This window comes from uncultured Aquimarina sp., assembly GCF_947500065.1.
Taxonomy (GTDB): Bacteria; Bacteroidota; Bacteroidia; order Flavobacteriales; family Flavobacteriaceae; genus Aquimarina.
Window position 1 is genome coordinate 352,853 of record NZ_CANMQT010000002.1, and the last position, 23,875, is coordinate 376,727.

The 23,875-nt window shown below is 32.8% G+C and carries 10 protein-coding genes; 1 reads left to right on the top strand and 9 read right to left on the bottom strand.

What is annotated here, in order from left to right; all coding sequences use genetic code 11:
- Positions 1-23: 23 nt before the first annotated feature.
- The 5 genes from Q0975_RS06995 to Q0975_RS07015 form a co-directional block, all read right to left on the bottom strand.
- Positions 24-3,350 carry a VCBS repeat-containing protein gene (locus tag Q0975_RS06995; RefSeq protein WP_299434747.1) on the bottom strand — a complete coding sequence of 1,109 codons (3,327 nt, stop codon included), beginning with the start codon at positions 3,348-3,350 and terminating at the stop codon, positions 24-26.
- Positions 3,343-6,663: a VCBS repeat-containing protein gene (locus tag Q0975_RS07000; protein ID WP_299434748.1), complete on the bottom strand. Its 3,321-nt coding sequence runs from the start codon at positions 6,661-6,663 to the stop codon at positions 3,343-3,345. The genes Q0975_RS06995 and Q0975_RS07000 overlap by 8 nt, the downstream gene beginning before the upstream one ends.
- Positions 6,664-6,750: 87 nt before the next feature.
- Positions 6,751-8,235 carry a RagB/SusD family nutrient uptake outer membrane protein gene (locus tag Q0975_RS07005; protein WP_299434750.1) on the bottom strand — a complete coding sequence of 495 codons (1,485 nt, stop codon included), beginning with the start codon at positions 8,233-8,235 and terminating at the stop codon, positions 6,751-6,753.
- A gap of 23 nt (positions 8,236-8,258) precedes the next feature.
- On the bottom strand, positions 8,259-11,237 hold the full coding sequence (locus Q0975_RS07010) for a TonB-dependent receptor (protein ID WP_299434752.1): 2,979 nt from the start codon (positions 11,235-11,237) through the stop codon (positions 8,259-8,261).
- Positions 11,238-11,528: 291 nt separating this feature from the next.
- Positions 11,529-13,196 carry an alpha-glucosidase gene (locus tag Q0975_RS07015; RefSeq protein ID WP_299434754.1) on the bottom strand — a complete coding sequence of 556 codons (1,668 nt, stop codon included), beginning with the start codon at positions 13,194-13,196 and terminating at the stop codon, positions 11,529-11,531.
- A 690-nt stretch (positions 13,197-13,886) separates the two neighbouring features.
- On the opposite strand from Q0975_RS07015, the gene Q0975_RS07020 reads away from it, so the two are divergent.
- Positions 13,887-14,918 carry a LacI family DNA-binding transcriptional regulator gene (locus Q0975_RS07020; RefSeq protein WP_299434756.1) on the top strand — a complete coding sequence of 344 codons (1,032 nt, stop codon included), beginning with the start codon at positions 13,887-13,889 and terminating at the stop codon, positions 14,916-14,918.
- 279 nt (positions 14,919-15,197) lie between these two features.
- Here the strand turns inward: Q0975_RS07020 and Q0975_RS07025 are convergent, their stop codons facing one another.
- The 4 genes from Q0975_RS07025 to bglX form a co-directional block, all read right to left on the bottom strand.
- On the bottom strand, positions 15,198-16,220 hold the full coding sequence (locus Q0975_RS07025) for a LacI family DNA-binding transcriptional regulator (RefSeq protein ID WP_299434758.1): 1,023 nt from the start codon (positions 16,218-16,220) through the stop codon (positions 15,198-15,200).
- A 21-nt stretch (positions 16,221-16,241) separates the two neighbouring features.
- Positions 16,242-18,956 (bottom strand): LuxR C-terminal-related transcriptional regulator, encoded by a 2,715-nt coding sequence (locus Q0975_RS07030; protein WP_299434760.1) that lies wholly within the window; start codon positions 18,954-18,956, stop codon positions 16,242-16,244.
- 215 nt (positions 18,957-19,171) lie between these two features.
- Positions 19,172-21,442, bottom strand: coding sequence for a glycoside hydrolase family 3 N-terminal domain-containing protein (locus Q0975_RS07035; protein ID WP_299434762.1), 2,271 nt, complete (start codon positions 21,440-21,442; stop codon positions 19,172-19,174).
- A 3-nt stretch (positions 21,443-21,445) separates the two neighbouring features.
- Complete coding sequence (bglX, locus tag Q0975_RS07040; RefSeq protein WP_299434764.1) at positions 21,446-23,761, bottom strand: beta-glucosidase BglX; 2,316 nt, start codon at positions 23,759-23,761, stop codon at positions 21,446-21,448.
- Between the last annotated feature and the right edge of the window lie 114 nt (positions 23,762-23,875).

The following is a 23,875-nucleotide window of genomic DNA, read 5'->3' on the forward strand; positions in this document are numbered from 1 at the left end:
CCGTATAAAATCTACGATTTTGACTATTTGTTATTCATTTTAAATATTTTAGGTATTTCATTATTAATGACTACCAGTAAATATTTTTCTCCTGATTTATTCTTCATCCAACGCATGTTTCTCACTTCATCCTCTACCAAAAACCCTGATGATTTTTGATCTTTAAAATTGCCTTTCCCATCTCCTAATAAAACATTTCCTCGACTGGCATCTAATCTGGAAAACTGTGGTTTAAAATTATAATTATTACCAGCGACAATAAGATCTAAGTGACCATCTTTATTCAAATCTTCCGTTTCGATATCACAGATACAAGATAATTGTGTTTCTCTTGGAAGCTCTTTTATTTCAAAAGTATTATCACCATTGTTATAAGCTACTAAATTGGCAAAGTTATTTACGGTTTTAATAGTTGTATTTGCTAAAACTTCTTTAGAAAACAACTCATCGATAGACTTGGTCGCATACTCAGAAAACTTGAGATTTTGCTTCTTCAAAACATTAATTTGAGCTGTAATCTCTTTCTTTAAATGTATTGGAATGTCTTTACCATTGATCGTTTGAGTAACAATTTGTTCGACGGTCCCATTATTATCAAAATCATTGATATACATCTTGGATGGCGTTTCTTTACCACATTCATAAATAGAATTTAACCCTCTATTTCCCAAAACTAAATCTATATCTCCATCTTTATCTAAATCAGTTGCTTCTACTGTATTAAACCAGCCGGAAACCTCATCTAAATTTGTTTTGATAAGATCTAAAGTATTGCCATCGTTTAAGAACACTTTTGGAGACATCCATTCACCTACAATAATTAAGTCTTTTTTACCATCTCCATTCATATCCTGCCAGCTAGCATCAGTTATCATCCCAATAGACTGAGCTTTAGTAGCTTTATTTGCAGTTACATCTTTAAAATTCCCTTTACCATCGTTCTCTAAAAAATAACTCTGTGGAGAAACTCCATATGTTCCTACAACACTATGACTTCCTACAAATAAATCAATATCTCCGTCCTGATCGTAATCATATGGGGCTAATGTAGAGATATTAGTAAGGGTAGGTAGTATAATTTGTCCTCGGGAAAAGTATCCTCTTCCATCGTTTATATAACTTCTAACACCTGTTCTTGCTCCTCTAAAATTTCCTCCCGAACCTATTACCAAATCCACATCGTTATCTCCATCAATATCTTCAAAAATAGCGACAGTATCTTCAAAAAATGTTTCAGTTTCGAATTTAGATAATGTTAATCGACCTCTTTCATTCTGATAGTATAACTTACCTGGTTGGTTATATGCACCTCCAATAAAAACATCATCATTACCATCTCCATTGACATCTGCAATTGCAATAGCAGGACCTTCTCTAGATTGCATTTTGTAAATCAACCCTTCATAATCAAAATCAACATAAGGGTCTTCTTTATGGGATTCTAAAGTAGTACTCATTGCTTCAAAAAAAGTATCTTGCTTCTTTTCTGGCTGTATATAATTTTTTGTTGCATTTTCCTGAGTTAATTGAACTACCGTATTGAGGGCAACATCTTTAATTACTTCTGTCTTTCCGTTAGGATAGATCACCTGTAATGAATCTACTTTCTTTGTTTTCCCTAATCCAATGGTCATTATATATTCTACAGAAGATTGAAAACCTCTTGTTGGTATTAATTCTTGCCTTATAATTTCGTTATTAGCATATAGCTCTACGACACTACCAATCCCAAAGGTATTTTTACCAGCTCCTTCGATTTTAACCTTTAAATAATTATTTCCTTTTTCTTCACTATTATTTTCATAAATAGCAACTGGCATATTAAAATTATTAACGACCAAATCTAAATCACCATCATTATCCAGGTCAGCGTATGCAGATCCGTTAGAAAAAGTTGGTTCATCAAACCCCCAATCCTCGGTTAGATCAGAAAAAGTAAGGTCTCCATTGTTTTTAAAAGCATAATTAGGAATTGGCGTAGATGGCATTTTATTAATAATCGAATCTACTTCTTCTTTTTTTCCGGTCAATGTCATCTTCTGAATAATATCATTAGCGAAAAAATTCATGAAATCCTGATCTGTAAGATCATGATAGATTCCATTACTTACATAGATATCGCGATAACCATCATTATCCATATCAAATAATAATGCTCCCCAACTCCAATCTGTTTTTGCTACACCGCTATAAAAAGCAATTTCCGAAAACGTATTATCTCCATTATTAAGTTGAAGCGAATTTTGCATATACTGATTATAAAAATCTCTACTTTTCTTTAATTTATATACGTCATAGTTTTCGAAAGAACTAGTTTCTTTTAATCGTTGATCATCTTCAGGCAACATATCAGTTACAAATATCTCCGGATATCCATCATTGTTGATATCCGCCATATCTGCTCCCATTGAAGAAATACTAAGATGCTTTACCCAATCCTTAATTTCTTCCTTAAATGTTCCATCGCCCTGATTTATGTATAGGTAATCTCTTTCGTAAAAATCATTAGACACATATATATCTGGAAGTAAATCTTTATTGACATCTCCAATAGTGACTCCTAATCCAAAACCAATAAGGCTTCCGAAAATTCCTGCAGTTTCACTAACATCGGTAAATACTCCGTCATCGTTTCTAAGTAACTTATCTCCTCCTCCTTTTAAAATCTCAGGAATATTCCAATCTTCTGCCCTAAGATTACGCTTGTTTACGTACCCTAAACTACTAACTGGTATAAAACTATTATTAAGAATGTACACATCCAGATCCCCATCTTTGTCATAATCAAAAAAAGCGGCGTGTGTTGTAAACCCACTATCCGCAAGATTATATTCTGCCGCTTTTTCCGTAAAGGTTATGGTTCCTGAGCTTGCAGAAGGACCATTATTTATAAAGAGTTCATTCTTTTGATCATCTCCTTCTACATTACCTGCATTACAAACATAAATATCCAGTAATCCATCTGCATTTATATCTACCATCACCACTCCTGTAGACCAGGAATTCTTCCCTGTTGTGTTAGAAGATTTAGAAATATCCTCAAAAGTAAAATCTCCTTTGTTAAGGTATAGCTTATTTTCTTTTTTATTAGCAGTCAAATAAACATCTGGCAAACCATCATTGTTTATATCACCAATTGCTACTCCTCCTCCATTATAGAAATTTCTATAAGTAAAAATATTGAAGTCTTTTTCATTATCAACCTGATTGATAAAATCAATGTTTGTCTTATCTGGTGTTAGTTTCGTAAACAGAGTATTCTCCTGCTGCGCGAGCTTTTCCTGAACCTTCTCTTCTGTGCAAGAAAAAAGCACTAGCAGTACAAGAATACTATATAAAAATTTATTCATGTTCCGTATTTATTTTTTTAATCATCTGAAGACTATCGTTATTAATCCCAAATAGAAAATATTCATCTTCCCTTATCTTGATCGTTTTAATAGATCTTACAGCTCCATTGATCTTCAAACCAGTATCTTTATAATTCACAAAACTTCCATTTTTATTATTTAAAAGTACTGTTCCGTATGATCCATCTAATCTACTTAATTGGGTGCTGATCTCATAAGTATTACCTCCAAGAATTACATCTGGATATTGATCATCATTTATATCATGAATTAATATATCGTGAACCGAAGAAATTTGAGTTTCCCAAGGCAGATCGTGTGCTACAAAATCTAAATTTCCTTTGTTTTCAAAATATGTAGTCTTCAGAGTAAAGACTTGTTTTTTTTCTGCTTGATCTACCTTTTCTTTCGAGAAATAATCTTTGAAATTGGCTTCAGCAAAAGCTTTGTATGATAAAAACTTTTTATTGAGTTGTGGTATTTGTTTTGTTAATTCATCTTTGGTTGCAATAGGTATTTCTCTTCCTTGATAAAAATATGTTACAATTGGATCCACTTTACCATTATCATCAAAATCATTAAGATATAACTGAATTGGTTCTTTTTCTGAAGCTTTAAGACGACTATTAAGACCCCAATTACCAGCGATAATATCTAGATCTCCATCTTTATCCATATCACTAATTTTGATACAGTTCCACCATCCATTTGTGTTTTCTAAAGAAGGTACTAATATTTTTTTAAAATTGCCTTTCCCATCATTCATAAGTATTGTTATTGGCATATAATGACCTGCCAATATCAAGTCCTGATGGTTGTCATTATTAAGATCCATAAATACCGCATCATGCACTTGTCCGATAGTATATAAATCCTGTGCATTATTTATAGTAACTTCTTTAAAGCCTCCTTTTCCATTATTTACAAAAAGATAATTTTTAGGTGATTTGCCATAAGATCCCGAAACACTATTACTACCAATAAAAACATCTTCATCACCATCTTGATCAATATCCGAGGATATCACAGCAGAAGCGTTCATTTTAATATCAGGAAAAGCACTTAGACTTGCTTTAAATTCACCATCATTATTAATGAAAAGCGTTGGACTTGTCTCATATCCAGAATATTTTTCATTACCTCCATAAATTGTAATCAGATCTAAATCACCATCTGCATCTGCATCAAAAAAACATTGACCAACATCTTCATATTTCTTATCCAACGCTAGACTTGGCTGTTCAATTTTATTGAATTTTCCTGATTTTTCTTGCAAATACATCATTCCTGTTCTAAATCTTCCTCCTGAAACAAAAACATCCTCTAATCCATCCTTATTTATATCCTTAACCGATATATGAGGTCCTTCATTAGAAACGGCATAGGGTGCTAATGGTTCTACACTGAAATCTTTAGTTTCATAATCTTGATGTTTAAATTTTATAGATTGAGAATCATTCTCAAAAATGAACGAAGGTTTTCTAGCAGTAACTGTAGTAGCGTAACTATCTTCCTTATTTAAGGTAATAGAAGTATTTGCTTTTATATTTCTATACATAGAAGTATTTCCATCCGGCCATTGAATATTAATCGAATCTAAACTAGTGCTATTCCCTAATCCAAAATGTAATCTGGGAGAAACGGAAGATAAGTATCCTCTGGTTGTATACACTTCTGAAGATTGTAAACCTTTATCCGTATAAATTGTTGCTTTAGCTCCAATAGCGTTAAGATTTTGAGCAGTTCCTTTTAGTTTTATTTCTATATAATTATTATGATCTAATGTATCTGTCTTATTTTGATACACAAAAGCATGCTCGTTAATATTATTGGTTACAATATCTAAATCTCCATCGTTATCTAAATCGGCATAAACTGCACCATTACTATAAGATGGTGAATCCTCTGACCAAGTATTAGAAACATCCTCAAAAGTCAAATCACCTTTATTACGATAGAAATAATTTGTAGTTTTTTTATCAGGTAATTCATCAATCAATACCAAGTCTTCTTTAGTCATTCCTTCATTGATACGCTTCTGAATATTATCATTCGCAATAAAGCTTATAAAATCCATATCATTGGTCGCTCCTTTTATTCCATTAGAAATAAAAACATCTTTAAAACCATCATTATCATAATCCGCTATTAATGGTGTCCAACTCCATTCTGTTGCTGCAATTCCTGAAAAAAAAGCGATCTCACTGAAGTTTTCATTCCCTCGGTTTAATTGTAATGCATTTTGCATATACTGCGGTCGATATCCATTTTTTAGGTATTGATTATAAATGGTAAATCCATATTCGGTTCCGGATGACTTATAGGTTGTTACATCTTCGGGTAACATATCCAGTGATAAAATATCAGACCATCCATCATTATTAATATCAGCAATATCCGTACCCATAGAAAAATGCGATGTATGCTGTATGTTATTTAAATCAGAAGTAATTACTTCTTTGAAAGTACCATCCTGTTCATTGATATATAAATAGTCATTCTCAAAAAAATCATTCCCAATATAAATATCAGGGTATCCATCATTATTAACATCGCTCGTAGATATCCCCAAACCATATCCTATTGCTCCCTGAAAAATCTCTGCTTCTCTAGAAATATCTATATACTTATTATCATCATTTCGATATAATCGATCACCTGATAATGAATCTATTTGCTTTCGCTTAGTACCTCTTCCGTAAGTTCGATTTGGATGAACCGAGTGGTTTAAAAGGTACATATCTAAATCTCCATCCAGATCATAATCAAAAAAACTAGCCTGGGTAGAAAAACTAGATATGTCAAGATTATACTGAGATGCTTCTTCTTTAAAAATTGGGACACCTTTTTTCCCTAGTCCTTGATTTACAAATAGTTTATTTTTCCCTTTTATTCCTTTATAATTTCCAACTTTACATACATAGATATCTAGTAACCCATCGTTATTAATATCGATTACAGTAACACCTGTAGACCAACCTTCTGTATCTTTAAGGAGATCAGAAGTAACCTCTTTGAATTGAAAATCCTTTTGATTGATGTACAGTTGATTTTCATTTTGGTTAGCCACAAAATATAAATCTTCCCATCCATCATTATTAAAATCCCCCACACCAACACCTGCTCCATTATAATAGTAGAGATATGTAAGTATGTTAAGTTCCGGAGAATCTTTTAATTGATTTTTAAAAGATATTCCGGTTTCCTTGTTTGGTAATAGTTCAAAAAAATACGTTTTCTTTTCTTTCTTACACGATCCCAAAAAGATTGCAAAGAGTATACAAATACTAATATTTTTTATATAATTGATCAATATGGCAATTGTGTTAAAATATATTAATTAGTAGAGCCCTTCATTAATGAAGGGCTCTACTCTAACAAATTTTAGTATTTTAATGATTTAGTAACCAGGGTTCTGCGTTAAATTAGGGTTAGTCGCCACAGCGGGTGCTGGTATTGGGAACAATACTCTAAAATCTTCTGTATTGTCTTTCATATCCCATGTATTATTAAATGTACCAAAGCGTATTTGATCATTTCGTCTCCAACCTTCAATATATAACTCTCTACGTCTTTCAGTCAATAATTCGTCCATAGTATAACTTCCTGAAGCCGTTGCTCCACGTAATGTTCTTAAGCCATCTATAATACTCTCGGCAGTTTCTCCAGAAGTACCTCCCTTCATAATTGCTTCTGCCTTCATAAGAACCACATCGGCATATCTAGCAATCACTGTACCATTACCAGGTGCAACAGCACCAGCATCCCTTGATGTATACTTATGAGGTCTCACACCTGTACGTTCGTTATTACCACTGATTCCTGTTGGGAAATCTTTTGTAAATGCTAAAGGATTTCCTCCTCTATCTCTCAGCATAGTTCCATCGGGAGCATATTGCTGACCAATAAGCATTCCCGTTCCTATACCTGCCGTACTAGGCTCTCCAATTCGAATATCACTACTTTCAAAAGAATCGTATACTTCTGCTAGAGTAGCGAAACCATTCCAACCTCCTTGGGTAGAATGTAAAATATTGAATACTCTATTTCCTGTCCAAGTGTCTAGTGCCAAAATAATCTCTTGGTTTGCATGACCTGGTAAGAAAATTCCAAAATAGTCTGGATCCAAAGTATATCCGTCTGCAGTGACAGCGTCACAAAACTCAATTACTTTAGTGTAATCTGATGCATCAGCACTTCCTGTATATACTTCTTTATTAAGATATAATTTTGCTAATAAGAAATTAGCAAAAGCTTGATTAACTGTATATATATCCGCTTGATTTCCCGCAGCTAAATCTGGTAATGCTTCTGTAAGATCCTGAACAATAAAATCAAAAGCTTCCGCTCTTGTAAAAACTCTAGGATCCACATCTATTCCATCATTAGCTTCTCTAAATGGAACCTGCCCAAAGAAATCCATAACATAAAACATGTTTAATGCTCGTAATGTTTTGGCTTGGGCTAATTGAGAAGAGGTTGCCTCAGATTCTGGTGCAATAATTTTGGTGCAATTCAGAACTGCTGTATTTCTATTATTCCAAGCGTTTAAAATATGTCCATGACTTGGACTCCATTGGTGTTGATGCATGGTTCTCCATATTCCATTATCCCCCCAGTCTGCTCCTCGAGTAAGTACAACCAACTCATCTGAAGACACTTCAAGAAGTGCATAGGTATTCGCCTGATCTCCCATACTTTCTATTTCATTGTAGGAAGCTTCTAAAAAAGTTTCAGGATTAATTCCTGAAAAATTCCCTGAGCTATCTTCTGATGGGATAGAATCATCAAACGAAGGTTCCAAGTCTGTACAGGATACTCCCATCAATAGAAGAGAGATCCATAGAACAGGCTGTAAACTGTTTCTAAAATTTAATTTTTTCATGATTATTTTTTTCTAATAAGTTACTAAAAAGTTACATTCAATCCTAACGAAAAGGTTCTGGCTCTTGGGTAGGCTGTATAATCGATTCCTGCGGAAGGCACTCCGTTTATTTGTTTATTTATAGACACTTCAGGATCTTGTCCACTGTAATCTGTTATTACAAACAAATTTTGTGCATTAACATTTAATCGCAATTTGCTTATTGCTTTAATATTATCAACATTAAAATTATATCCTAAAGTTGCATTTTGAAGTCTTAAAAAATCACCATCTTCCAGGAATCTTGTAGAAACATCACCTGCATTAAACGGATCTTCTGTCCCAATTAATGAAGCGGTATCCGCTGATACATTTCTACCCTGAGACAAGTTTGCTACCGTAAACAATGCATTAGCATTGTTATTATAAATTTTATGCCCAAACTGTCCAGTTAAAAATATAGTTAAATCAAAATTCTTGTATCTGAAATTATTAGAGAATCCTAATGTAAAATCTGGTAATGGGCTATCACCTGTGAATTTTTGATTATCAACACCTCCTTCATATTCAGCTAGACCATTTGCATCAAAACCAATAAATTCTCTTAAGTAAAAAGCATATAACGGTTGATTATTATCTATTCTTTGTGCAAACGCACCCGTTAATCCTGGGCCATCAATTGCACCTGTATCCAGAGGACTTTGGTTATAATTAGTAATTTCATTTTTATTAAATGCAATATTAAATGAAGAATCCCAACTAAAGTTTTCTTTATTAATAGCATTTACATTAATTAAAAATTCTACCCCTTGATTTATTACATTTGCATCTAAATTAGTAAAGACAAAAGGAGTTTCAGAAGGAGCTGCAGCATTACTTAATATCAACAAGTCGGAAGTATTCTTTCGATAAAAATCAACAGATCCAGTAATTCTATTATTTAGAAGTCCAAAATCTAAACCAATATTCAACTGAGATGTCTGTTCCCATTGAAGATCAGAGTTCTCGGTTGAGACTGTACCTTCACCACCTGGAATAAAAACACCATTATTATCAATACTTCCTAACCCAAACTGAGTTCTTTCTACGTACCTATTAGTAGGTAATTCTTGATTTCCGGTGATACCATACCCAGTCCTTAGTTTTAGATCTGAAAATAACTCAGGAATAAAATCTTCGTCAGATAATCTCCAAGCTACCGCAAATGAACTAAAATTCCCGTACTTCTTATTTGGACCAAATCGTGTTGAACCATCTCTCCTAAATGTAGCCGTTAATAAATATTTTTGTTTAAACGAATAATTTACACGACCAAAAAAGGACTGTAATTCATCCGTAAAATCTCCAGAATTTACACCAAATGCATTTGCTGAACCTATATTGTTTAGCATAAATTCTGGGTCAGCCGATCTAAAATCTGCAGCAATAGTTGTTCTTGTTTCTGCATTAAATTTCTGGTAAGAATATCCTAATAAAAAATCAACCGAGTGATCTTCACCTATATCCTTATTATAATTAAAATATGCTTCCAACAAACTTGTTGTCAAATTTAGATCATCAATCTGTGCTCTACCAAGACCTTCAACTCCATTCATTACTAAATCAGAAGAATAAGCTCCCGCTCTTGTAGAAACCGATTTATCTACACCAACTAAAGTTTTAAAAGATAGTCCTTCTAGTATTTCATATTCTGCTGATAAATTAGCAAAAGTTCTAAATGTATTAGTATCATCTCTAATATAGAGTAATAACGCCGCTGGATTTAATTGTTCCTGAGACCCTGTTGGTGTTGGCAATCCATCACTTCCATATGGTGCTAAAGTAGGGTTAGAATAGTAAGCCGCAGACAATAAATCTCCACGGGCATTTGCGTTATCTGCAATGGCCGCCCTTTCATCGCTATTATCAGAAACTGTCAATTGAGTCTCTAATTTAAGTTTGTCATCAAAAAAATTGTATTTTCCATTAAATCTAGCAGTTAATCGCTCTAAACCACTATTTTCAACCACACCTTCTTGATCTGAGTAACCTACTGAGAATCGATATGCACCATCTTCATTTGCTCCACCAAAAGCCAAATTATAATTTGTAGAAAAGGCATTTCTAAAAATAATATCCTGCCAATCTGTATCAGCACCTTGGTCTAACACACTTAGGTCAGCACCTAGAGAAGATTGCGCTGCTAAAAAACCTTCTCTATCTAACAATTCTATTCTATTGGACACACTACTTGTAGAAACAGATGTAGAGAACTCTAGCAATGGAACACCCTGTTTTGCCTGTTTTGTACTTATTATTACTACTCCATTAGCTCCACGAGAACCATAAATAGCAGTAGCAGATGCATCTTTTAAAATATCGATACTTGCGATATCATTAGGGTTCAAGAAATTAAGAGGATTTTTAGCTGATGCACCTCCAATATCTGCACCACCCGTACCCGCTGAAGTATCGGAACCATTTAACGGGAACCCATCAACCACATATAATGGATTATTATTAGCTCGAACCGAAGATGTTCCACGAATTCTTAAATTAACCCCTGCTCCTGGTTCTCCACTTGTTTGTGTTATTTGTACTCCAGCAGTCTTACCTTGAATCAATTGCTCAGGAGAAGAGATTACTCCTTGATTAAAGTCTTCAGATTTCACAGACGCTACAGCACCAGTAGCATCTTTAGCTCTTATAGAACCATACCCAATTACTATTACTTCTTCCAGTGCAGCTGCATCTTCTTGTAAAGTAACATTTATGGTCGTTTGACCATTAACAGGAATTGCTTTGGACTGAAATCCAATATAACTAAAAATCAATGTAGCATCTTCTGCCACATTGTTTAATGTATAGTTCCCATCGAAATCGGAGATTGCCCCATTTGTCGTACCCCTTACGAGGATATTTACCCCAGGTATGGGACCATTCGCATCAGAAGTTACCCCTGTAACCGTGATTTGTGCAAACATCATATTCCCCGAGATAAATACTAAAAGAAACATGAGTTTTTTAAGTATCATACTTTTCATAATTTAGAGTTTGATTAAATTTAAATATTTAGTTGTTAATTATTATTGCTTTTATAGTTAAAAAAATATGCTTTTTCTCCAAAAAAAATTAAGCAACAGGGGCATCTTAGTCATACTAGAACAATCGACACATTGGTAACCACAAATAAATATTTGCAAACAAAAGTTACAATTTAAGATGCCCCTATGTTACCTATTCCAAAAGAGTTTCTATCAGAAAAACCCCTTTGCTAACAAACAAAAACTAATTTCACTTTCTACTATATTCATATTTGTTATACATTGATTTTATTATAAATCCAATATCACACCTTGGTATGGTTTTAGAATTACCTTATCATTTTTAATTTCTAAGTTTTTATAATTATTCACAAGAATCTCAGCCTCATTCATACTATTTCCGATATCAAATGATTCCTCTGAATCACTAAAATTAAGGAGTACCATGATTTTTTCTTGACCTAGAACTTTTTTATAGATATACAAATTAGGATTATTGAATTCTAGCTCTTCAAAATCTCCATATACAAATACATCATGTTTTTTTCTGGTTCTTAATAAGCTTCTATAAAAATTTAATATCGAATTTGGATCACCATCCTGACTCCCAACATTAATATCCTTACTGTTTGGATTAGTTTTCAACCAAGGTTCTTTTAAAGAAAACCCGCCATTTATTTCATCACTCCATTGTACCGGAGTTCTTGCATTATCGCGTCCTTCTTTATTAATCATTTCTAAGGCTAATTCTTCTGAATACCTATTAGTTACTTTATTTTCATTATAAAAATTTAATGATTGTATATCTCTTACTTCGTCAATACTTTGTAAGGATATGTTGGTCATACCGATCTCATCTCCTTGATAAATATTCAAAGTACCATTTTGGGTGGACAACATTGTTATTAACATTTTAGCAGATTCTACATGGTATCTCTTATCATCTCCAAATCTAGATACCATTCTAGCGAAATCGTGATTACCCATAGCATTAGCAATCCAACCCGTTTTATCTATAACACCTCTCCATTTTTTAAAAATCTTTTTCATCTGAACAAGATCAAACGGAGAAACTTCTTCAAATTTTCCATTTACAATAGTGCATTCGAGAATATCAAAATGATATAACATGTCTAATTCTTTTCTATCCTCATTTACATAGAGTCCAGCCTTGGTCTCATTAATTCCTACTCCTTCTGCTAACGAGAAGGCATCATACTTACTAATAACTTTTTCGTTCATCTCATTAAGGTATTTATGAACGGTAGGACCATTTGCATACACCTCTTCAATAATCTTTCTAAAACCTACATCGGGTGCATCTGGATATCCAACAGGTTTTGATATTAAAGGAATAACATCCATCCTAAATCCATCAACTCCTTTATCTAACCAAAACCGCATTGCATCATAAATTTCTTCTCTTACCTTAGGGTTTTCCCAATTAAGGTCAGGTTGTTTCCTAGTAAAGAGATGTAAATAATACTCTCCTGAGGCTTTATCTAACTCCCAAGCACTTCCCCCAAAAAAGGATTTCCAATTATTTGGAGGCCCACCATCAAGGGCAGGTTTTCTCCAATGAAAATAATCCCTATAAGGACTATCCTTCGATTTTTTAGCTTCTTCAAACCATTTATGTTCATCAGAACAATGATTAGCAACAAGATCCAAAATTAATCTCATCCCTCTTTTATGGGTTTCTTTTAATAATTCATCAAAATCATCCATAGTACCAAATTCTGGCATAATCGAACAATAATCACTAATATCATATCCATTATCATCATTTGGAGAATTAAAAATCGGACTCAACCAAATAATATCAATATGTAAACTTTTTATATAATCTAGTTTTTCTATTATCCCTCTTAAATCACCGATACCATCATTATCACTGTCATTAAAACTTCGAGGATATATCTGATAAATAGTTCCTTTTTTAAACCAAGTAAGCTTCACTCAATATGTTTTTAGATTTTAAACAATACTTTACTCTTAACCAACTAAGGATATAGGCTCTATATAGACTTAAGCTTACCACAAACAACTTATCAATAAAAAAAAAGTTAAAATACACAAGTATTCACATTTATTGAGTTATTTATTTATCAAAACTACAATAATATTTATATAGAACTTCAAATACCTAAATCTTTACATTAACTATACAATTTAAACATATGTATATATAATGAAATTCAATATGCTGAAATTCAATCAATTAGATTCAAAAAACACTTTCGATTAAAAGGCAAAAAATAAAGAAAGTAATCGATTAAGTATAGATTTTATATAGACATATACTTAGCATTTTTCTATACATTTATAGAAAAACAATCGATAAGCTTCTTATCAAACTACATTTCAATTTCTTAAAAAATAGATGTCTTAACATTATTTATTATAAATTAGCATAGGTCTTTCAAATACGAAAATTTGAATGCTTATTTTGGGGGAAGGTTTTATAAAACTTAATATTCAATAAATCTTAAGGTTACTTGTTTTTATAATAATTAATCTTATTACAAATTTCATAACAAATAGTTTACTAGGAAAGTAAATCTTCTACTAAAAATAATACAAACGTTTGTATTATTGTTTTTTTAGCAAAACAGTCGATTCATTGATAATTTTTTAATAATAATTTTAGTGGGTTTTAAAAAAAGAAGAGTAAAACTTGAGGATATTGCAAGAAAACTTAACGTTTCTATTGCAACAGTATCACGTGCGTTAGACAAAAACCCTAGAGTAAAGCAGAGTACTAGAGAAAAAGTATTAGAGACGGCAAAGATGATGGGGTATATGCCAAATCAAATTGCCAAAAGCCTTAGTTCCGGTAAAACTAATATCATTGGAGTTCTGATTCCTCGATACGATGAACCTTTTTTTATTGAAGTATGCAGAGGTATTGATCAATATGCCAGAAATCATAATTATAAAATACTTATTAGTTCTTCTAGAAACTCCTATGAATTCGAAAAAGAAAATCTTATTTCTTTTGAAAGAGGTCTTGTCGATGGAATTATTCTATCGCCTACTCATGAAACTAAAAATGTAGAACATCTTAATGATTTGATTAGTAAAGGAATGCCAATGGTGTTATTTGATAATATCAGAGAAGAAGTTTCTGGAGCTGATCATGTAAAGATAGATGATGAAAAATCTTCTTTTGCAGCTGTTGAATTCCTGATCAAAAAAGGAAAAAAAAAGATTGCTTTCATTGGAGGCATTAAACAAAAGAAGGTGTTTCAGGATAGATACAAAGGATATATTGCTGCATTAACAAAGTACAACATCCCTGTCTATGAAGAACTCGTTTTGCACTGCAACTCCCTTCATAGAGAATTTGAGGATAAAGAAATTCTTGACTTCTTTAATCATTTATCCCATACTCCTGATGCTGTTTTTGCCTGTACGGATAATTATGGTTTATTAACCATGAAAACATTGTTAAAGACCGGAAAGAAAATACCACAAGAAGTTGCTGTAATAGGTTTTGGAGATTTAGGTTTAGGAGAAATATTTGTTCCAGCATTAACCTGTATATCACAACCTAGTTTCGAGATGGGACAAAAAGCCGCAAAACTTCTTATTAATCAACTAAATGAGTCTGATGATGTAGATCATAAGAAAAGAATAATTCAATTGGATACTAAATTAATTGAACGAGAAAGCACTTAACACATATTATCAAGACATAAATATCTTGAGGGTTTTGAAAATGAATTTTCAGTTTTTCGAAAAAAAATACAAAAAACGTCTACTTATAAAGAATTAGCCCTACAACGACATTTATTCATAATACGGTTGCAGAAATATACGGTACATATATATTCTTAGAAATGCTCCGTTTATTGGATATATTGATTTCCAAATAAAAGCTTCTAACCACCTTTACAGAAAAAAACTAGCCATTACTGCGGTAGGCTAGGAAAAGAAAACATTTGTAATTTTACAACACTAATTCGTAGAATCCCTTAGTATTAATGAGGTCTTAACAATCTCCGTACTTGTCTTATATTTATTTTCTGATGTATCTGAGGTATTAGACAATCGGTCGAGTAACATTTTTGCTGCTTTTGCGCCCAAATCTTCTGCATGTTGAGAAACAGTAGTTAATTTAGGATATGAGTGTTTTGATAATAAACCATCTGTAAAACCGATCACAGAGATCTCTTTTGGTATCTTATAACCCAATTTGTTAGCCATATTTATTGCAATAGCTGCTGCAGTTTCATCCAATCCCAATACTCCGTCTATCTCATTATTTTTAATAAAAACTTCTATCTCTTTTTCTTCAGTCTCAATATTTTTTATTGGTAATTCTATCAACGTAACTCCATCGTGCATCGAAACTTCTTCACGAGCTCCCTCTAACCTTAATTTACCTACACTAAGATCGAAAATAGTAGAAATCACCGCTACTTTTTTACATCCAGTCATAATTAAATGCTGAACTGCAGTTTTTGATGCATGCTTATCATCTACAATTACTTTGTCACAGTCTACTTCTTCACTTACACGATCAAACATAACCAAAGGCACGTTGTCTCTTTTCAAATCCTTTAAATGATCCAACTTATTAAGCATTTGCGTTTCTTTACTCAATGCCAAAATAAAACCATCAACACTACTATAGTTAAGCATTTCTACGTATTCCACTTCCTTTTCATAAGACTCATTGGTTATGCAAGTGACAATTTTATATCCATTTTTGGAAGCTTCTTGCTCAATACCGAATAATACTTTTGCATAAAAATGATTTAGAATTTCTGGTAATAAGACCCCAATTGTATTAGTTTTATTACTTTTTAGACTTACTGCCAGTGCATTTGGTTTATAATTATAGAAATTAGCCAATTCATGAACTCTATTGATAGTTTTCTGACTTATTTCTGAATCATTCTTTAATGACTTAGAAACCGTAGAGATAGATAGGTTCAATTCTTTTGCAAGCTGTTTTAGGGTAACCTTTTTCCTCATGACCTTACTATTAGAAATTCTTTATTTAAGACTTATAAGAATATTAGTCAAATTATCTTTGGAGCCTAAATTAAGCTTTTTTCTTAATCTATGCCTGCTAACATCTACACTTTGTGAACTTATTCCTAATAGTGGGGCAATTTCTTTAGAAGAAAGATTCATTTTTAAGTATGCACATAGCCTTAGGTCTTTGGAAGTAAGATTAGGATAATTTTTAGAAAGCTTTTCATAAAATTCTTGATGTGATTTATCAAAATTAATTTCGAACAGCTTACTTTCTTTATCTGTAATATAATAATCTACCAACCTTACCAATTCATTATAACTATTAGTTGGCAGTTTCTGAGCAGAAGAACCTTGTACTTTGACAATCTTATCTTTTATTTTCTTGAGAATTTTATTTTTATTTAAATTCACATAAGCAATTTGAGTAAGTTCCCTGCTTTTTGCCTTTATCTCATCCTGTAATTTTGAGTTATTTAGCTCAATAATTTTATGTTCTTGTTCTAATTTCTGAGCCCTATGTTCTTCTTCTTGTTTATGAAGTTTTTCTGCTTTTTGCTCTAACAAAATTCGCTCTTGCTTCTTCAATTTATGTCGATTAATTCCTATTACGGAAATAATCAATAACAAGAACAAAAACAGATACAGAAGATATGCCCAATGTGTTCTATAGATAGGAGGTTTTATGCTAAATTTAAAAGTGTTTTCTCGAAAATCTCCATTATATTCCGCTCTGATTTTAAATATATATTCTCCTTCAATAAGATTAAACAACGTTTGTTCGGTTGCTGTAGTCTTTTTACCCCACTCTTCATCATTCAAACTAGTCTGGTATTCTATTTCCTGACCATAAATAGGGAGCGCATAGTTAATTTTTAGATCATTATCAGAAAATGGTATTTCAGAACCCGAAGTATACGATTTGCCACTATTCACCGAAACGAAATTTCTGATCAAAACATCATTTTCTATATTTTTTGACATTGTCTTTCTACCCTTGGAATACATAGCAAAACCATTAAAAACAGGAATAATTTTACGTTCCTCATCCAATGAAAAAACATGAAGAACATCAGGAATCAATTGATCATTTAGTTCATGTAATACAGTAAGACCTGCTTGATCTTCTACAACCACCTTATCATTTTCTAAATACCAGATTTCATCTCCTTTTTTAAATATTCTTGGAGCACGTCCTCTATTTACTCCAATTTCAGATTTTGCGAAAGTGTTTTCTTTACTCGAATACGTGTACGAATGAAAATTAGAAGTTACAACAATCCTATTTTCAACTTTTGAAAGTGATATTTTTTTTCCATCAAAGTCACTTACTGGATAAAAAGCAAGATTTTTTAATTCTTTATTGTCATAATCTAAACTAAATTTAAATACTCCATCGGACCCTACCGCTACCCAAATATTATTCTCATCATCAACCTCTAAATACCTTCCTGATTTTTCAAAACCTTTTAATTTATACCCTTCCCATTCATCTCCATTCTTTTGATATAATGAGATTCCATTATAATTTCCTGATACAATAACATCATTTTGTTCTGGCACTTGATATTTCCTAAAATTCCAAGCACCCAAATCTTCTCCCATTCTTGTTAAAACTTTTCCATCTAAAGCATAAGCTCCTTTATCGTGTCCAACATATATTTCACCTTCAACCTTTTCTATATTCCATACCTGTCCATTAAGTAATAATTCTAAAGCATCATTAGAATTTCCCGCTTTATTATTAGTAACGTATAGTCCTTGATTGGTTCCTAGGTATGAGAAGTTTTGTTCTTTTACTAATGCATAAGTTGCTCCCAATTCTCCATAGTAATCATAATAATAGGTGAGAGGTGAATTTAATTTAATATAATCCACTCCATAGTCTAAGGCTAACCAAAGATTATCTTCGTCATCTTGATAAATAGAAAGTATGGTGTTATTCTGCAACCCACTGCGCTTATTGATATTATCTGTTTTGCCTGTCTTAAGATCTAATATGTATAGCCCATTAGAAACAGTACCAAGTGCAATTCTATGATCACTAAGCTTAAGGAAAGAAAAAATCTGAGCCTTTTCAACTTCATCAGACATAGGAAAATTGATAGGAATCAACCGATCTCCAATAAGCTTATAAAGCCCTTTTGTATCCGTAATAATGATTAAATCTTCATTAACCTTTGTGACACCAATGATATTCTCATTTAAGCTTGAATCACTAACCACAGGAATTAAGTTTGTTTCCTTCAGTTTGAAAACCCCATATTTAAGGTCATTAACATATACCTGATCATCTACCTTATAACTCCATTTAAAGCGATATGGCGCAGGGATTTTGGTAATTATATTATCTTGATTAACATATAAATTTCTAAATGTCTGGAAGATAATTTCATTATTAACGAAATGGGTTCTCCAATATTCTTCGATATCCGACACCACATCTTTCTTACTATTCCTTAATGGTTGTACATTGTAGTCATCATACCCATTTTTAATTAACATACCATGATGTCCATCCGCCCCAAAATAAATAGTGTCTTTATTCTTAACAAATAAACTTCTATTAACCATTTCTGGATTAGTGGTTACAGATGACCAATCGGTTCCATCAAACATCAAAATCTGACGTCCATTAGCAATATAGATTAGACCGTTTTCATCCTGTTTAATATCCCAAGACTGAGCATTAAAGCCCATATTCTTAGTATCATAATGGGTAATTTTTGGCAAGGTTTTATTCCTTATAGATTGGGAAAAAACGGAGAAGGACAAAAAAGAAATTAAAATAAAAAAACGACACATTGGATGAGTTTTAACATAAGTAAGCCTATCAAATATACCATTAAAATCTTAACACATTTCACAAACAAGTTGTTTGTGGAATATTAATAAGTAATCAATATTCATTTTTTCGTAAAAAAAAACGAATACTGAATCATAATAAATTATTTAAGCTTTATTTTTTTCTTCAAATCTCCAATACTAATTTCGAAATCCCCTGGTTCTGCAATAGTTTTCATGTTTTCATTTACAAAAGATAATTCATCTTTTGTAATTGTAAATAGAACCTCTTTAGACTCCCCTTCATTCAGTGCTATCTTTTCATATCCTTTTAAAGCACGTACCTCTGGTGTTATACTAGCATAAAGATCACTAATAAAGAGTAATACTGCTTCTTTTCCTTTTCTATTTCCTGTATTTGTGATTTTTACAGAAACTTCGATAGATCCATCCTGATCCATTTCTGTTGCGTTTGTTGATAAATCACTATACTCAAAACTGGTATATGATAACCCATCGCCAAATTCATATTGCTGATCGTAGTCCGAATCATAATAATTAGGAACTGAAATATTATCTGAATGCTTATGATTATAATTTACAAAAGCATGTGGATGTTTCGGGTAGTTTATTGGCAATCTACCTGATGGATTCTCTATTCCAAATAGTAAATCTGATAATGCATCTGCTCCATGATTACCAGGAAGGTATCCCAGAAAAACCGCATCAACCAATGGCTCTATTTCATTAAAAATAATCGGCCTTCCTTCTAATAAAACAAGTATTATTTTTTTTCCGGTTTTAGACAAGGCTTTTGCCAATTCAATCTGATCCTTTGGCATTATTATAGAATTTGTATTCCCAGGTGTTTCCGTATAAGAGTTTTCACCTAAACACAATAACACAACATCACTTTGTTGCGCAGCCTTCACTGCTGCATTAATATCATTTTTCCCTTCAAAAGAAACTCCTTGCATGAAAGTATTCCCTAAACTTACGATAGCTTCTGCAATTGTATTTTTATCTTTCGCATAATTATCCGCTTCACTACCTTGCCAGTTATAAGACCAACCTCCATTCAATGATCTCATAGTATTAGCAGTTGGCCCCGTTACTAATATTTTAGTCCCTTTTTGTAGAGGTAAAATGTTATCCTTATTTTTCAATAACGTAATAGATTCTATCGCTGCTTTTTTACTTACTGCCGCAAATTTATCTGATCCAAAATCTGGATACTCTTTTGGATTCGTAACTGGGTTTTCGAATAACCCTAATTGCATTTTAACTTTTAATATTCTAGAAACGGCATTGTCTATTCTTTCTTCAGAAACACTCCCTTCTTTTACAAGTTCCACTAACAATTCTATAAATTCAAAATCATGTGGTACCATACTCATATCAATTCCTGCATTAACAGATATTTTTATAGCATCTTTTATAGTCTCTGCAACTTTATGTCGTGTATGTAGATAATTGATATCTGCCCAATCCGTAACCGCAATCCCGTCAAAACCTAATTCACCTCTCAATATATCTGTTAGCAAAAACTTACTAGCATGCACCGGAACTCCATTTATTTCTCCAGAATTGATCATTAAAGTGACGGAACCAGCATCTACTGCTTCTTTAAAGGCAGGTAAAAAATATTGCCTTAATTCTCTTTCTGGTATCCATGCTGGTGTACGATCTTTACCAGAAAGAGGAACACTATAACCCAAATAATGCTTCATACAAGAAGCAACTGTATTTGGATCACCAAGAGTTCCTTGATAGCCTTCTACCATGGCCACACCCATTGTTTTTCCCAAATACACGTCTTCTCCAAACGTTTCCCATAATCGAGGCCACAATGGATTTCTTCCTAACCCTAAAACAGGAGAAAAATTCCAAGGAATTGATGAAGCTCTGGTTTCATAAGCCGAGATTTTTGCCACATCTTTAACCAAGTCTTTATTAAAAGTTGCTGCTAATCCTATTTGCTGTGGAAACAATGTTGCACCAATTGTATAATTAACTCCATGAATGGCATCTATCCCATAAATAATAGGAATCTGCCTTGGAGTTTTTGCCGCTTCATCCTGAAACGTTTTAATAGTCTTATACCAATCTTGTCTTGATAGAGGCACTCCTGGAGTGTTTAATATAGAACCTACCTTATACGTATGAATTGCTTTATGAACTAATGCAGAATCTAACTCATACGGCTGCGAAGAACTATATTGATTATCTCCTTTTGTAATTACATCCAGTGTAATTTGTGTCATTTGACCAACCTTTTCTTCTAAGGTCATTTCAGAAAGCAAGGCTGCTACCTTTTTATCTATTTCTGAGCTCATTGCTGGTTTTTCTGACGTTGACTTTTCATCTCCCTTATCTGATTCTGAACTACAACTTACGACAATTAGAATCAATACTATTATATATAACTTTTGCATTATTTATTTTTTAAAAGAAAAATCAATTTCAAGATTAGTAGCTGAACTTCCTCCTACGAAAGCCTTAAAATCTCCTGGTTCCGCTTCCCATTTTTTATTAGCGGTATAAAACTGAACAGTTTTTTCATCAATATTAAAAGTTACTGTTTGACTTTCTTTTGATTCTAGTTCAACTAATTTAAAGTCCTTAAGCTCCTTTACTGGACGTGTCAAACTTCCAATTAAATCTCGAATATATAATTGCACTACTTCTTTACCTTTTCTTTCACCTGTATTTGTAATCGTTACCGAAACTGAGAGATTCCCTCCAGAAGCAAAAGAAGGAGCGCTTATTTTTAGATCTTTATACTTAAAACTTGTGTAACTTAATCCATGTCCAAAAGGATATAAAGCATCATTCTTCTCATCAGTATAATGTGACCAAAACACCATGCCATCCGCATTTGAAGGTCTTCCAGTATTCTTCACATTATAATATAGAGGTAATTGACCAACGTTTCTTGGAAAAGAAACTGGTAATTTCCCAGAAGGATTATAATCCCCAAATAACACATCTGCGATTGCATTTCCGGATGCTGAACCTAAATGCCAGGCTTCGACTATTGAAGGTGCTTTTTCTGCAATATCAGCAATTACCATAGGACGACCATTCATTAAAACAACTACTATATTTTTATTAACCGCATGTACTGCTTCGAACAGTTTTTGTTGCGGCTTAGTAAGCTCTATACTCACCTGGCTTCTAGCTTCTCCTGATTGAAAAGCTTCTTCTCCAAGTGCCAAAATCACAACTTCTGCTCCTTTAGCCGCATCTACCGCTTCTTCAATTCCCTTAAAATCGTCTCTATTTACTTTTAAATCACGTACAAAACTCCGCTCGCCTACACCAACTTCAACTCCTTTAGCTGTAGCTATTTTTACACTTTCATTGACAGCACTTTTAATTCCTTCTAAAAGTGAAACCGCAGAATTGGGTGTTGCCATTCCTCTCCAACTTCCAATAGGAGTATCTTTATCATCTGCTAATGCACCTATTACCGCAATACTTTTTATATCTTTTTTAAGAGGTAAGACATTATTATCGTTTTTTAACAAAACGATAGATTTTCTCGCTACATCTCTAGAAGCTTCTAGATGTTCTTTTGTATATACATCTTTTTTCTCTCGCTCTTCGTCGCAATACCTAAACGGATCATCAAATAATCCTAGCTTAAATTTAACTCTAAGCACTCGTTTAGCAGCTTCATCAATCAGTTTTTCGTCTACTTTACCGTCTTTTACTAATTGTTCTAAACCTGCCTCATAAGCTCTTCCTTCCATATCCATATCATTACCAGCATTCATAGCTAGTTCTGCGGCATGTGTTTTATCTTTTGCATATCCATGAAATATCATTTCGGCAATGGACGCCCAATCAGAAACTATGAAACCATCCCAATTCCAATTGTTTTTTAAAATATCTCGCTGTAATTCTTTATGTCCCGTAGCAGGTATCCCATCAATTTCATTAAAAGAGCTCATCATAGTAGCAACACCTGCATCTACTGCTGCTTTAAATGGTGGTAATACGGTGTTATGTAATTCATATTCGCCAATACTAACTGTATTATAATCTCTTCCTCCTTCTGCAAATCCGTAAGCGGCAAAATGTTTTGCACAAGCAGCTAAGGTTGTATTTTTGGATAGATCATCCCCTTGAAAACCATGTATCCTTGCTACCGCAATTTTTGAAGCCAAAAAAGGATCTTCTCCTGCGCCTTCCATTATTCGTCCCCAACGAGCATCTCTAGAAATATCTACCATCGGTCCAAATGCCCAATTAATACCAGAAGCAGTTGCTTCTTTTGCAGCTATAGAAGCAGACTTAGTTATTGCCTCTAGATCCCAGCTTGCGCTCTCACCAAGAGGAATAGGAAAAATTGTTTTAAAACCGTGTATGACATCATAACCAAAAAGTAACGGTATTTTTAATCTGGAATTCTCAACAACAGTTCGTTGCAATTCTTTTGTTCCAGCAACTGAGGTGGCATTAAGCATAGCTCCAACCTCTCCGTTTTTTAATTTTTCATATTTTTCTTTATTACCAACATCAGAAGGTGGTCCTGTTACATCCCAACTTCCGTTATATAATACGAGCTGTCCTATTTTTTCTTTAATTGTCATTAATGAAAGTAATGAATCTACCTTCCTTTCAATAATATCAGAAGACTCTTGATCTCCTTTATTTTGAGAAAAACTAAATTCAGGTACTAGGAATAAAAGACCAATTACAATAATTATATTAGTATTCCTTAAATTACATTTTTTATAAATTTTCACTGATCTTTTTTTTTAGTTATTGGCAATAAATGATTAAACAAATCTATCTTTCTTATTTTCTCCAAAAATATTAACTCGCTTATCACGTAAAGAGTAAATAAAGATTTTAGATTT

Excerpts from the sequence above, each read along its gene's own strand:
- Q0975_RS07025 (WP_299434758.1), bottom strand. The coding sequence starts at position 16,220 with ATGAGGAAAAAGGTTACCCTAAAACAGCTTGCAAAAGAATTGAACCTA.
- Q0975_RS06995 (WP_299434747.1), bottom strand. The coding sequence starts at position 3,350 with ATGAATAAATTTTTATATAGTATTCTTGTACTGCTAGTGCTTTTTTCT.
- Q0975_RS07035 (WP_299434762.1), bottom strand. The coding sequence starts at position 21,442 with ATGCAAAAGTTATATATAATAGTATTGATTCTAATTGTCGTAAGTTGT.
- Q0975_RS07010 (WP_299434752.1), bottom strand. The coding sequence starts at position 11,237 with ATGAAAAGTATGATACTTAAAAAACTCATGTTTCTTTTAGTATTTATC.
- Q0975_RS07005 (WP_299434750.1), bottom strand. The coding sequence starts at position 8,235 with ATGAAAAAATTAAATTTTAGAAACAGTTTACAGCCTGTTCTATGGATC.